Here is a 14,516-nt window from a genome sequence, read left to right as displayed (position 1 = left end):
TTCTCCATCTTCTTAATGTAGCCGTACTTTGGTTATCGAAACCATACATGTTGGTAGTATTAATTTTTGTACCATTTACCAGGTCAACTTTATACCTGTAATTAAAGAATGCGGTAAACTTCCATTGGCCCTTATAACTTACCGAGGTACCAAAACCTCCCGTAAATTTCGGGTTGCTGTTGCCGAGATAAACAATATCCTGATAATTAATATTTCCATCGTGGTTTATATCTTCATACATAGCATCGCCTGGTTGAAAAGTATAACCAATACTTGGATAATTAAATTTCATAAATATAGTTTGGCCTGTGGGGCCAATTATATTTTCTCCTTTAGCATCTGTTGCAATGGTAGATTGTAAATCTTTATAAACACCTTTGTATTTAAACCCGTAAAAAGAACCAAAAGGATTATTAACCTGTAAGAAGGTTTTGTATTCTCCGTTTTTTTCAATATTACCTTTATCTCTTGGATAAAGATCTGAAATTTCACGTATCATGTTAATGTTACGGGCAATGTTAAAATTAAAATCTAACTGCCATGTTTTAGTTTTTACAGGTGTAACACCAAGGCCTAACTCAAAACCCTGATTATCCATTGTACCCACATTCATATCAACATTGCTAAACCCGTTTATAGAAGAAATTTGCAGGCCGGGGAAATACATATTTTTTGTACGGTTTATATAAAACTCTGCATCCATGGTAATACGCCTTTTAAACATACTTAAATTAATACCTGCATTCTGACCAACAATAGTTTCCCATTTTAAATTAGATAATTGCATTCTTGCAGGATAAACACCCGCCTGACCCAGGTAGCTCCAGCTAAAAGTATTATAAGTATTGATGTAAGTGTAATCATACTTTGGTGCGTTACCCGATTGACCATAACTTGCCCTGAAACTTAAATCATCAATGCTTTTTTCAAAACGTTTCATAAATTTTTCATCCGAAATCCTCCACCTTACCGATGCAGAAGGAAATAAACCATAACGGTTTTCGGGCCCAAATCTTGAGTTGGCATCTGCCCTTACACCAGCATTAAAAATATATTTGTCCTTAAAACTGTATTGTGCATTTATCAATCCACCGATGCTACGTGTTTGCCCCGCAATAGACACTAATCTTGACTCGCCATTTATTGTACGTGAGGGTGATGATGGATCCTGCAGTACAGAAGATGCAGTATTGGAGGTTAATATTTCCTGCGATACATATTTATTATCGTAAGTGTTGAAGGAAACAAAACTTATAACCTTGTGTTTTTGATTTTTAAAATTGGGTGTGTAAACCAAATTAGTTTTTGACTGTACATTGAAAACATCAATATCACCATCATAAGCCCTGTTAACAGAAGGCTCTGTCCACGGCCTGCCCGTTGCTGTTTGTGGTAAAAAACTGTTGTTCTTATTATTGTTGATATCAAACTGTACATCAAAAGTGGCCATCAATACTTTTTTCAAAATTTCGTACTGCAGGTTAAAGTGCGGTGTTATGCGCTGGCTGATAATATTATTTTTTGCATCTTTTGCAAGAGCAACAGGATTAGTTGTACCACCAATTTCGCCTTTGCTGTTTATTATACCTAAATACTGGCCCTGAATATTATTTGCCGGAGTAAAATAATTGCCTGATAAATTTCCAAATTCATCGTATTCGTAAATGCTCATGTTGGGCATTTTACGGTAGGCCAAATCACGGATGTTAGGCGCAAAATTCCTGTTATTATCGGTGTAAGAGTAAGATAAATCTGATTTAAAGCGGATGCGTTCAGAAACGATATAATCTAAATTTATACGGGTGCTGATGCGGTTTAAATAAGTTCCAACGGTTGTACCTTTTTGATTTAAGTAACCAAGCGAAGCATAGTATCTTGCTTTTTCGCCACCACCTGTCATCGAAATATTATGATCCTGCGTTAAACCATTTTGTGTTATTGCTTTTATCCAATCGGTATTTTTGCTGTAGTTATTATACCAGTAAGGATCGTTAGGATCGTACTGAAATTCTTTTACGTTTTGTGTATTTAAAGGCGTGCCGGTTGCATTCATAAATGCTTCGGGTATTAATGTAGAATACTGATCGCCGCTCAGCATTGGTATAGCATCAGGCTGTTTAGTTATTGAAGTTTTATTAGTGTATGTAAAAGAAGGTTTACCTACTGCGCCTCTTTTTGTAGTTATTACCACCACGCCACTTGCCGCACGTGAACCCCATATTGCAGTTGCCGCTGCATCTTTTAAAATAGTAATATCCCTTATATCGGTAGGTGCTATATTTAATAAACTTGCATAACCCAGTTCATCAGCTGCACCAAAATTAAAGTCAGATGGTATGGCAGTTTCGTAAGGCATACCGTCAACTACTATTAACGGATCGTTAGATGAATTGATTGATGAAGTTCCCCTGATGCGTATTTGCATACCAGCACCAGGATCACCTGAGTTTGCTGTAATATCCACACCGGGTAACCTTCCCTGTAATGCCTGATCAATTGATGCAGCCTGCATCTCTTCCAGATCTTTTGCACTGATATGCGATTGTGCTGTGGTTAATTCTCTTTCCGAAACTGCCACCATTCCATTGTCTACTTTTCTTTGCGATACCACTACCACATCGCCTAAATCTTTACTATTGCTTTCTAAAATGATATTAAAAGAAGCACGGGTGTTTACCGGCACCACCTGGCTGCGAAAGCTGATATGACTAAACGATAATTTATTTTTTGTACTCGATAGTTTTATTACAAAATTCCCTTCCACATCAGTTTTTACGGCATGTATAGTTCTGCCATCTGCATCAACTTCGGCAACAGTTACATGTTCAACCGGTTGTTTATTAGATCCGGTAATTTTTCCCTGCACAGTGGTTGTTTGTGCAATTACTGCATTTACAAACAGTATTGCAAACAATAGAAAACTGATTTTTGTAATTACTGATTTCATTATAAAATTACTTTTGTGTTTTTATCCAAAAAGGAATACAGCTTAAAAATTTGAATTTATTTTTTTCTATTAATATTTTAGATAATTATCTACAAGATGTATTACTGTTCTGTTAGATAAATTATTACTTAATGCCGTTACTAATCTTGCCTTACGGTTAAATCCATCACCTACTTCAAAAATTCCTCCCGGGTAAAGAATAGAAAAAGTTACCGGGTCGCCTGCTGCATTTCTTAATAAAGAAGGATAAGAGCCAACATCAATGCCATTAGCAATTACAGTTCTTTTATCAAGTATATGGTAAAGAATAAATTTTTCTACTAAAACTTTATCTGCAGTTAATGTGGGTGTAAAGTTGGGTACGCCTGCTGTACCAGGCAATAAGCCTGCATTAATAGCCTGTATCATTGCAGCCTTATTAGGAATAAAAAATGTGTAAAAAGAACCGGCAGCTAATCCTGTTATTTCAAATGTAGCAGCATTGTATAATGTAGAATTTTTTAAATAATTCCAGAAATAATTAAATTCTGATGTTGCAGGAGTGCCTAAAATTTCTATATTTTTTGAAATCGCCAGATAAGGAAAATACATCAAATCGTTTAAATAAACTACCTGGCCATTCAATGCTTTTCTTACACTATCAATAGTAACACTTACATTACGTTCTATAGTACCTGCTGTAAAAACTTTATTACCATCATATTTTATAAACTCACTTCCATAGGTACCAATAATTCCTTTAAACCCTGTTGTACCTAAATTAGCCAGTTCATTGTTGGGTGTTTCTACCACACAAGTGTTTAGCATACGCAATAAATTAAGGCGGTTACTATCGTTAATTGATACAGCGCCGCTAACAGGATTAATAAACTGCCATGAGTTAGCGCCTGAATTATAACTGTACCCTTTTGCTGCAAGCACTGCATCCGACATCATAAACAAAGTATATTTTACGCTAGGGTTTGTAATAATGCCTTTTAATTCTATATCAAGCAACCTGGTCATTAAAGTATAACGTGGATCTAAATATGCTTTGCCATAAACTGTAGCAAAAACATTTGGTTCATTTACTTTTTTTGTACCATAGAAAAAACCATTGCTTAAAACTTTTTTCTCTACTATATCTGCAGCAGGATTCATTTTAGCAGGTTCGCCTAAAAAATTATAGGTACTGTTAAATTTACTTGGCCACACTGTTGACTGCCACATGTGGGCATTAAGCAAATCGGCAATAATAGATAATGGCAGTGCATTTAAATTTGAATATTGTTGTAACACAACGGTATTAATATATTTACTTAACGAATCGTTAGTAGGCACAAATATTGTCCATCCATCTTTTTGTGCATCGTTATCCTGCAGTTTAAAATAATTTTCGTTGTTGGCAGAAAAGGCCAGCAAATTAGAATATACTTTTACCGATACATCATCAGCACCGCCATGTAAAACCTGGTATCTTCTTGTTGCTTCTGCATTTTTTACAAACAGCACCATAAATCTTTCTAAAATACTTCTAAAAAGGCTGTACTCGGGTTTGTTGCGTAAATACTGATCAATATTTTTTGCAGGCGTAACCACTTTATCTATGATATGAATAACGCCATTCTCTGCAGCGATATCTTTTTGTGTAACTTTTGCATTGGCTACATTAAAACCCGAAAAGGTGGAACCCGGATAAAAATAAGTATAATCACTTTGTGATAAACCCTGCGCTGCTAAATACTCACTTGTAAAAGAAGGGAGATATTTGTTACCATTATCTGCAAATACATAGTAACTATTAGTAGTGCCGTTATTATTTCTGTTAGATGGAATAGCTTTTAATGCAAGTCCTGCTGATGTTGTATCGCTGTAAAATCCGGTATAATATGCAGTGCGTCTTTTAAATGCAACATTAGGCACCCATCCCAAATTAGATTGAAAATCATCGATCCTGTCTTTTTCAAAAGCATTAAAAACTAAAAGATATTGAACCACCATTTGCGCCGTAACAGAATCTACATCTGCAACTGTATTAAAACCACGCCCTTTAATAAACGCAGCAAATTCAGTATCGGCAGTAAATGCCGAATCGGTAGGCGCAAAAATTGTCCAGTATCCGGCTGAAGCTAAAGTTGATTTGTATCCCGCCTTATCAATTAGCGATACAAAATTTGTAAACTTGCCTTTATCCACCAATTGTTTGTAAATGGGGTCGGCAAGGTTTGCCGGTCTCTCATAATACTCATCAAATTTCTTTTTACAAGAAGTAGTAAATAATGCAGCCAATACTACTACGGCTGCTAAATGGTAAATTTTTTTGTGCATATAAAATCCTGCTTTGAAATAAATAATTTAATATTTACACTATACCTCTATACAAAAAAATCACCTTACACTATTACAAATAAATTCTGATGAATTTTGGAATTACAAAACCAATGGAAAGGTTTTGTGTGTGAGTAAGAAGGTTTGTTTTTTCTCATATAGCAGTTAGTATCGTTATCGAAATAAAATATTTTTAAATCGAAATTGGTTTTATTTAGCTTTGGTTGCAGTAATTAAAGGAATAATCATTTTTAGCAACAGTTAATTACATTTTTTTACGTGTACAAATTCAGTTTTTATTGGTTACTGACTATCCTGTGGCATCCTGTAAAATTGTTTGCAATAGTGGCTTATCCACAAATCTGTAAAAAGGAATTTCATTGAGGGGTGATAAATTGTTGGATAACAAAAACAGTCATTGTTTTTGGGCCATGAGCGCCTAATACTAAAGATTGTTCTATATCTGCTGTTTTTGAAGGCCCGGCAATAAAAACGCCAAAATCGTACTGGGTTTCTCCAATCAAATTATAAGCTTCCTGCATATTATTTACTAAATCATTTTTTTGTAATACCACCGCAAGGTGTTCACAAATAAATGGCAATGCCCTAATTTTAATTTCATCATCAGTAAGCCAAACCGAACCATTTTCAGCTACACCAAATTGTGCATTTACAATAGCAACTTCTATGTTTTCTAAAGTGTGGGGATTTAAATTTTCATCAAGTGTTTTAAATCCTTGTAATTGTGGCAGCGTTGTTATATAATTTCGATTGCCGCTAAAATTAGTTTTCACATATTCAATTATGTCATTTGTATTTTTTATTTCAACAACGGTTCCTCCAATTGTTGTAAGCACTGCTGAAAATTGCAAAAATTTATTTTCATATGTTATAGCAGCAAGAGCTGTTAACTCCGGCAATAGCTGCAATGCCGGTTGATTATTTTTTACTGCTGCTAATATCTTTTCCCTGCTGCTCATTTTCTATTTTTTTTATACCAGTCTGTAAAAGAATGTTTGGGTGGCGCAGGTAAGTCCCGTTGCTTATACCACGGGTTAAATTTATTGTTTACAAAAAATGGAAAATACTTCATTACCCACCGCCCTGCCTTACCGGCAATGTTGAAAACTTTTGGGTTAGATAATGTTGCAGCCATCATTTTCATGGCAAGAGTTTTTGTTTTTGGAGAAAAACCTTCTTCAGTAATTACCTGCCGCCATTTGTACAACTGGTTGTGTATATCAATTTTTACCGGGCAAACATTGCTGCAGCTGCCGCAAAGTGTAGAGGCAAAAGGTAAGTCGGCATATTTTTTCATATCTAAATTGGGCGCCAGTATTGCACCTATTGGCCCGGCAATAGCAGTGTGATAACTGTGTCCACCACTTCTTCTGTAAACCGGGCAGGTATTAAAACATGCCGCACAACGAATACATTTTAAGGAACTTCTAAAATCTTCTCTTCCCAACTGAACCGTTCTTCCGTTATCAACCAAAATAATATGTAATTGCTGGTTGCTGTTAGGTTTTTTAAAATGACTGCTGTAAGTGGTAATCGGCTGGCCTGTTGCACTCCTTGCCAGCAATCTTAAAAAAATACCTAAATGTTTTCTTTGAGGAATAATTTTTTCTATGCCCATACAGGCAATATGTACATCTGCTAAATGTGCACCCATATCTGCATTGCCTTCGTTGGTACACACCACAAACTCGCCGGTTTCTGCTACAGCAAAGTTTACCCCGGTGATGGCAATTTTCCTGGTTAAAAATTTTTCTCTTAAGTGTACCCTTGCAGCGTTGGTTAAAAATTGCGGATCCGCATTTCCCTTTGGTGTATTTAAATGCTGATGAAACAACTCTCCTATCTCTTCTTTTTTCCAATGAATGCAGGGTAACACAATATGGCTGGGATGCTCTCCCGCCAATTGCACAATACGTTCACCCAAATCAGTATCAATAACATCAATATTATGTTGCGCTAAATATTCATTAAGGCCACACTCCTCCGTTAGCATCGATTTACTTTTTACAATCTGGCTAACTTTATGTTGTTGCAAGATGGAGTGTACAATTTCGTTATGTTCTTTTGCATCGGCCGCCCAATGTATTATCATTCCATTTGCAATTGCCCTTTCTTCAAACTCCATTAAATAATTATGCAAGTTGCTGAGTACATTATTTTTTATTGCAGAAGCCGTTTCTCTCAACTCTTCCCATTCAGGAATAGTCCATGCGGCTTTATCTCTTTTCTGTCGTATCCACCACAAAGTTTCGTCATGCCAGTCCACCCTTGCTTCGTCTTTGTTGAAGATGGTGGAAAGCTCCGGATGAGTGGCGTTTGATTGTGACATATTCTTTACCTAAAACGATTTGTTAATATTTTTTTAAGCCCATCGATATTTCTCTCTTCAATTTCATTGGTCTGGCCTAAGGCGAGACACTCTTGTACCATATATCTTTATTGAGCTTTAATTATGTTTTGCAAAAAGCACCTGCCGTCCCTACAGGACGTGAAAACATGTAATTTATTTTTCTACCCACATAATGCTCCTGCAGAGCAAAAATGCATACTTTGTTATTTAAAAAAAGTTTTCAACTTTCAACTATTTAAAATTTCCGCAATATGCTTTACCTGAATGTTGCTTTTTTTTCTTTTTAAAATACCTTCCAAATGCATCAGGCAACTCATATCTCCTCCGGTAATTACCTGTACCTTATTTTTTTCATGATCCGTTACCCGGTCTTTACCCATCTTTACACTTACAGCTTCTTCCACTACACAAAATGTTCCGCCAAAACCACAGCATTCATCTGTACGGTTTAGTTGTATTAATTCCAACCCTTTCACTTTTTGTAATAAAAAATCTCCTTTAGAAAATGGTGTCGCTACCAGTTCACTCATTTGTGCGGTATGCAAACCTCTTTGTCCATGGCAACTTTGGTGCACACCAACCCTGTAAGGAAATGATGCATCTATACTTTCTACTTTTAAAATATCCACCAAAAATTCTGTTAACTCAAAAACTTTATGCTGAATTGCAGTGGATGCTTTTTCGTTTTTGTTACTGTGCAAATGATCTTTAATGTGCAGCGTACAACTTCCCGAAGGGCAAACTACATAATCGTATGCTTCAAAATTTTCAGTAAATAATTCGTTACAGGGTTGTGCTAATTTTTCGTAACCGGAATTGGCCATGGGTTGTCCGCAACAGGTTTGATTTAATGGATAACCCACTTTGCAATTGAACTTTTCCAGCAATTCTAAAGTAGCAATAGCCACTTGGGGATAAAACTGGTTTACATAGCAGGGTATAAATAATCCAACATTCATTACACTAAACTTGGTTTTGCATAAAATTTCAAATCAATAATATCGGCAGGCAAAGGCTTTGTGTTCCAGTGCTGGTGAATGGCCAATGCTGCACCAACCGCAGTAGCCTGTGCAACACTTGCAGCATACACTTCCATTTGTGGAAAAGCTGCTGCCAGCAAATGCATGTAAACAGGATTTTTACTAAAACCGCCATCAACAAAAATGCGGTTTACCTTATCATCCTGTATCACCAGTTTTGTTGATTCAATTTGTTGTTGCATAATATCCAACAATAATTGATGATAAGCAACTTCATAATTTCTATACTCACTTAAATTTCTTTCTGCAAATTTTATTCCCTGCGCTACAGCATTTGTTTTAGTGAGTGCTGTAATAATTTTTTCTTCGTATTCCACACCTTTATAATTATCCTGCGCCACATTAAAATGTTGTGCTAATTTTTTTGTTTCCATCTCGTGCTCGTTACCGGCAAATAAACGACTGGCTTTTACAGGCTCGCCTTTATAACTCATATAACACAAACAATCCTGCTGCAATTCGCTTTGGGTTAACGGATGTTTATTAAATGGATTTAGAGTGATGCACCAGGTGCCGGTTGAAATTAAAATAAATGGTTCCGTAAAACAAGCTAAATAAGGGATAAGTGCAGCGGAAGAATCATGCAGACCGATGCCCACTTTAAAATCTTTCCAAAAAGCCCTGGCATCCACCACATTTGCTGATGAAAAAATTGGTGCTAATTTTTCTTCTATTCCTTCACGCAATACCCATTCGTGATAATTGTTTTGTGGAAAATTCCACAGATTGGTATGACAACCAATACTGGTAATATCACTGTAAGCCTGAGCCGTAATTAAATAGCTTAAATATTGCGGAAGATGTAATGAGTGATTTATTTTATTAAATATTTCGGGATGTTTATTTTTTAACCAGTACAACTGCATCCCCGAATTTAAATTGCCCAATACCGGGGAAGCTGTGATCATCGAAACCAAAATTTCGCCTCCATAATCTTTGTAAAATTTTTCCTTTAGCTTTTCGGGAAATGGTTTTAGATAATTATACAAAAGCGCTACAGGTTTTCCATCATCCCCAATATGAACAAAACTGGCACCATAAGCAGAAAAATTCAATGCCCTAATTTCAAATTCATCTAAATCCATTAATTCTTTTAACGAATCCCTTCCCCATTCGGTAAGTGCTTGTAAGTTTTCGCAGGGGTCACCATCTTCATCCATTGTTTCGGTAAACTGCAAAGTTTTTTCATAAACAATGCGGTAATGTTCATCAAACAAAAATAATTTTTTATTGGTTTTACCAACATCAAATATTGCTATGACGGGAGTTGTGTTCATTTATACAAATCAATTCTACTAAGGGAAGCTTAATTAAGTTTAGTATTTTTTTTTAATTGCACCGTCCTTTAGGGCGGTGAATTAATTTTATTTGATTGGCCTTTAGCCAAATTATATTTGGGCTAAAGCCCGCTACTATATTTCATTCTCCCTGCCCTGAAGGGCAGGGCAATTAAAAAAACTCATACCTATTACAAGCCTGTAGCAATTGTACTGGTTCCTCTATCTTTAATTAACTGTGTTCTTATTTTTTCATTTCTAAAAAATGATAAAGGATCTAAAGCTGCACCTGCTCTTAATCTTGCTTCGGCAACAAAAGAACGTACATCGGTACGGAAAGTATTTTGTAAAATTTCCTGCGCTGCCACCACATCATTATTCAGTTGTGCTTCGTTCAATTTTTTTCTATCTACTAACAAAGCATGAGTGTATGCAATCATTATCGCTTCTACCGATTGCAATAAATCTTCTAATGGATCTTTTACATTATGGCTTGCATCAATCATCCAGCCTAAATCAGTAGCATGGTTCATGCCTTTTGCATCCATACCTTCTACCAGTTCATTAAAAATTAAAAACAGCTGATAAGGTTTCATGCTGCCTACGGTTAAATCATCATCGCCATATTTACTGTCGTTAAAATGAAAGCCGCCCAGCTTTCCTTCCATCAGTAGTAAAGATACTATTTGCTCAATGTTGGCATTGGGCAAATGATGTCCTAAATCAACCAATGTGTAAGCTTTTTTACCAAGTTTATTGGCGTATAATAATGATTGTCCCCAATCGCCTACTGCCATCGAATAAAAATTGGGTTCGTATGCTTTGTACTCTACAAACATTTTCCAGTCGGCAGGTAAGGCTGCATAAATTTCATGCAAACTTTCTAAAGTATTTTCAAATGATCTTCTAAAATTTAACTGACCCGGAAAACAACTGCCATCAGCGATCCAAACGGTTAATGATTTTGAATCTAATGCAACGCCATGCTTTATCACATCAATATTATGTTCGACAGCCTGTTTGCGTACCTCTTTATTTACATGCTGCAGCGAACCAAATTTGTAACTCTCTTTTTGATCGGGTTGATTTTGAAAAGTATTGGAATTAACCGCATCAAACAATAATCCATGTTGTGCTGCTAATTTTTTTATGGCATTTGCATCTGTTGGAATATCCCATGGAATATGTAAAGATATAGCGCCACTTGAATTATTTAATGCATGCAGCAAACCCACATCTTCAATTTTTTCTTCTAAACTACCGGGCTCGCCTGCACCGGGGAAGCGGCCAAATCTTGTACCGCCAGTACCCAATGCCCAGCTTGGTATTGCCACTTGGAAAGCCATTAGTTTTTTTATAATTTCTTCTGTGTTTGCAATGCCTTCGGCTGTAAAATTAAATTTACGCTGGTGTTCTGAGAGTGCCTTACCGTTGCTATCTGCAATCAGATTTTTATCTAATAACATATCTAAATTTTTATTTGCCTCTATCCCCTAAAGGGTAAAAGCCAATGAATACAAAATAAATCATAATCTCCTCAATTTCCCCCTTTGGGGATAGGGGCTTAAGGCATATAAAAAACTTCTTCCATAGAAATACTTACCGGTGAATTATCACGATTGCTCTCCATAATATCTCCCATATACTTCCACCATTTTTGCATTACTTCGTGTGAAGGTAAATCATTAAGCAGCGCCGGATCTTCGGCCTTTAGTACACCAAATAAACTATTAGTTGTTTCATCTAAAAAAATGGAGTATTCGCTGATGCCGGTTTCTTTTAACAACAAAACCAACTCCGGCCAAATTTCATCGTGGCGTTTTTTATATTCTTCTTTTTTATTTGCAAACAATTGCATCTTAAAAGCTACTCTGTACACAGAAAATATATTTAGAAGTGATGTTGTAAAAAAATAGAGGTTGACAGATTAGAAAATCATCAACCTTTTTTGATTGCTTATTACTATATAAAAACTATCTTAAAAATGCCATGGCAACTCCGCCATCAACATTCAATACATTACCTGTTGATTTATTTAATAATCCTCCCACTAATGCAAAACATGCATTGGCAATATCTTCGGGTAAAATGGCTTCGTTCAATAAAGTGCGTTTAGCATAGTAAGCCGGTAATTCTTCTACAGTAATACCGTAAGCTTTTGCCCTGCCCTCGGCCCAGCCACCTGCCCAAATATTACTGTCGGCAATTACCGCATCAGGATTAACAGTGTTCACACGAATTTTATCTGCACCAACTTCGGCAGCCATTAACCTGGTTAAATGTGCCTGCGCTGCTTTTGCAGAACCATAACCAGCGTTGTTTGGCCCTGCTACCACTGCATTTTTAGAAACAATGTTTACAATATCGCCGCCAATATTTTGCTTACGCATAACAGCAATGCCTGCCTGCGAAACTAAAAATTGTCCTTTTACTAAAATATCATACAATTTATCCCAATCGGCAATAGTATGATCGGCAATTGGTTTGGAGGTACTGATACCAGCATTGTTTACAATAATATCCACACCACCGAAAGCGAGTGCTGCACTTTCCATTGCCTGAGTAATAGTATCTATATTTGTTACATCCAGTGTTACAGCTGCAGCATTATCCTTTCCAAATAATTTTTGAAATTCATCTGTTGCGGTTTGCAATCTTTCCTCATTTATATCATTGATGATAACACAAGCACCTTCTTCTGCAAATTTTTTGGCGATGGCTTTTCCAATTCCTCCTGCACTTCCTGTAACCAATGCAATCCGGCCACTCAAAGGTTTTGCTTTTGGCATGCGCTGCAGTTTTGCTTCTTCCAAAAGCCAGTATTCAATATTAAAAGCTTCCTGCCTTGGTAAAGATGTGTATTCAGAAATAGCCTCTGCACCTTTCATTACATTAATGGCATTGATATAAAACTCTGCGGCTACCCGTGCTGTTTGTTTATCTTTTGCAAAAGTAAATAACCCTATACCCGGGTATAAAATAACTACCGGATTAGCATCTCTTACAGCAGGGCTGTTAGCATGTTTACAGGTATTGTAATAATCGGCATACATTTTTCGGTACGCTTCAAACTCCGGCTGCAGTTTTTCTTTTATTGCTGTTACATCGTTTAAATCTTCTGCCGCATTTAAAGGCAATACCAGCGGGCTAATTTTAGTACGCAAAAAATGATCGGGGCAACTGGTACCCAGTGGTGCCAATTTGGCCAGATCATTAGAGTTAATAAATTCCAACGCCCTGTCATCATCAGTAAAATGTCCCACCATTTTTGTTTGAGAAGAACAAAATCCTCTTAATACCGGAGCTAATGCAGCAGCCTGTTTCAATCTTTCCTCTTTTGGTAAAGATTGAATTTTAGCACCGCCAAATACGGGGCTCTTTTTTCCATAATTATCATTTAAATAATCTGCACAGCGTTCAATTACTTCTAAGGTATTTACATAACTTTCGTAAGCGGTATCGCCCCAGGTAAATAAACCGTGAGAGCCTAACATAATTCCTCTTATACCGGGGTTTTTATCAAGGCATTGTTTTAACTGTAAGCCCAAATCAAATCCAGGTTTTTGCCATTCTACCCACCCTATTGTACCGCTGAATAATTCCTGTGTAATTTTTTTACCATCTTTTGCAGCAGCGATGGCAATGGCTGCGTCGGGGTGTAAATGATCTATATGTTTAAAGGGAAGAAATCCATGCAAAGCCGTATCAATTGATGGAGCTTTTGAAGCCAGATCGTAAATGCAATGATTAAATAACTCCACCATTTCATCTTCGTGTGCCAGGCCACGGTATACATTTTTTAAACTGCGTAAACGATCTACATATAAAGCCGCCAGCCCACTTTTTTTCAGCGTGCCAATATCGCCACCACTTCCTTTTACCCACATCACTTCTGTTTCCTCACCTGTTAATGGATTTTTTGCCATTGCCTTGCAGGAAGTGTTACCGCCGCCATAATTGGTAAGGCGCAAATCGGCTCCTAAAAGATTGGAGCGGTAAATTAATAATGCTACTTCATCACCGGCCATGGTTGCGGCCTTAGCTTCATCCCACTGGTAGCTTACGTTTTTAAATTGTGCTGTTTGTACCGACATATGTTATAACTTTTTCGTTTTCTTTTTTCAGTTTTTCATGCAGGTAATTACCATACCCTACAGTAAGAACTGAAAGAATAATTGTTGCAATACCAATAACAATTGTTGTTTTTGTTTGTTTAGTAACCCCTTTCCATTCCTTTAAAACTATGCCCCACATATTGGCTACTAAAATTATAAAAGACATGTGTAAAATCCATGAGCTTGCGCCGTTACCCATTTTACTTTCTCCCATACCATAAAAGAAAAATTGTAAAAACCACATGGTTCCTCCCAAAGCACAAAGCAAATAATTTTTTATTAAAGGTGATTTTTTATTGGTGTAATCACCAAAAGATTTATTACGGGCATTTAAAATCATACACCAGATAAAATTGGTGGTTAATCCACCCCACAGTATCACCACAAAAATTACATTGTTACGAAACAAAAATTCGCCCTGGCCGGGATTAGCATTTTTCCAAATGTCATTTGCAGTTG

The 14,516-nt window shown here is 36.5% G+C and carries 10 protein-coding genes; all 10 read right to left on the bottom strand.

Annotated elements, in window-relative coordinates:
* On the bottom strand, positions 1 to 2,947 hold a 2,947-nt coding region (locus tag ACY65O_RS10745; protein WP_462220857.1), incomplete at its 3' end, for a SusC/RagA family TonB-linked outer membrane protein.
* Between the two features lie 69 nt (positions 2,948 to 3,016).
* On the bottom strand, positions 3,017 to 5,254 hold the full coding sequence (locus ACY65O_RS10740) for a fasciclin domain-containing protein (RefSeq protein ID WP_462220856.1): 2,238 nt from the start codon (positions 5,252 to 5,254) through the stop codon (positions 3,017 to 3,019).
* Between the two features lie 377 nt (positions 5,255 to 5,631).
* On the bottom strand, positions 5,632 to 6,234 hold the full coding sequence (locus ACY65O_RS10735) for a LutC/YkgG family protein (protein WP_462220855.1): 603 nt from the start codon (positions 6,232 to 6,234) through the stop codon (positions 5,632 to 5,634).
* Positions 6,231 to 7,604: a lactate utilization protein B gene (locus ACY65O_RS10730; protein WP_462220854.1), complete on the bottom strand. Its 1,374-nt coding sequence runs from the start codon at positions 7,602 to 7,604 to the stop codon at positions 6,231 to 6,233. Before ACY65O_RS10730 ends, ACY65O_RS10735 begins: the two co-directional genes overlap by 4 nt.
* Positions 7,605 to 7,852: 248 nt before the next feature.
* Positions 7,853 to 8,584, bottom strand: a complete 732-nt coding sequence (locus ACY65O_RS10725; RefSeq protein ID WP_462220853.1) for a (Fe-S)-binding protein — start codon at positions 8,582 to 8,584, stop codon at positions 7,853 to 7,855.
* On the bottom strand, positions 8,584 to 9,942 hold the full coding sequence (locus ACY65O_RS10720; RefSeq protein ID WP_462220852.1) for an FGGY-family carbohydrate kinase: 1,359 nt from the start codon (positions 9,940 to 9,942) through the stop codon (positions 8,584 to 8,586). Before ACY65O_RS10720 ends, ACY65O_RS10725 begins: the two co-directional genes overlap by 1 nt.
* Positions 9,943 to 10,133: 191 nt before the next feature.
* Positions 10,134 to 11,408: a sugar isomerase gene (locus tag ACY65O_RS10715; RefSeq protein WP_462220851.1), complete on the bottom strand. Its 1,275-nt coding sequence runs from the start codon at positions 11,406 to 11,408 to the stop codon at positions 10,134 to 10,136.
* A 98-nt stretch (positions 11,409 to 11,506) separates the two neighbouring features.
* The gene (rhaM, locus tag ACY65O_RS10710; RefSeq protein ID WP_462220850.1) at positions 11,507 to 11,821 is read right to left on the bottom strand and encodes an L-rhamnose mutarotase; all 315 of its coding nucleotides are present in this window, start codon (positions 11,819 to 11,821) and stop codon (positions 11,507 to 11,509) included.
* Positions 11,822 to 11,915: 94 nt separating this feature from the next.
* Positions 11,916 to 14,036, bottom strand: a complete 2,121-nt coding sequence (locus ACY65O_RS10705) for a bifunctional aldolase/short-chain dehydrogenase (RefSeq protein ID WP_462220849.1) — start codon at positions 14,034 to 14,036, stop codon at positions 11,916 to 11,918.
* A partial coding sequence (locus ACY65O_RS10700) for an L-rhamnose/proton symporter RhaT (protein WP_462220848.1) occupies positions 14,011 to 14,516 on the bottom strand: 506 nt, incomplete at its 5' end. The genes ACY65O_RS10705 and ACY65O_RS10700, both read right to left, overlap by 26 nt.

It is taken from the genome of Ferruginibacter sp. (genome assembly GCF_031430955.1).
Classification (GTDB): Bacteria; Bacteroidota; Bacteroidia; order Chitinophagales; family Chitinophagaceae; genus Ferruginibacter.
The sequence above is the reverse complement of the archived record's forward strand: the minus strand, read 5'-3'. Positions and strand labels throughout refer to the sequence as shown.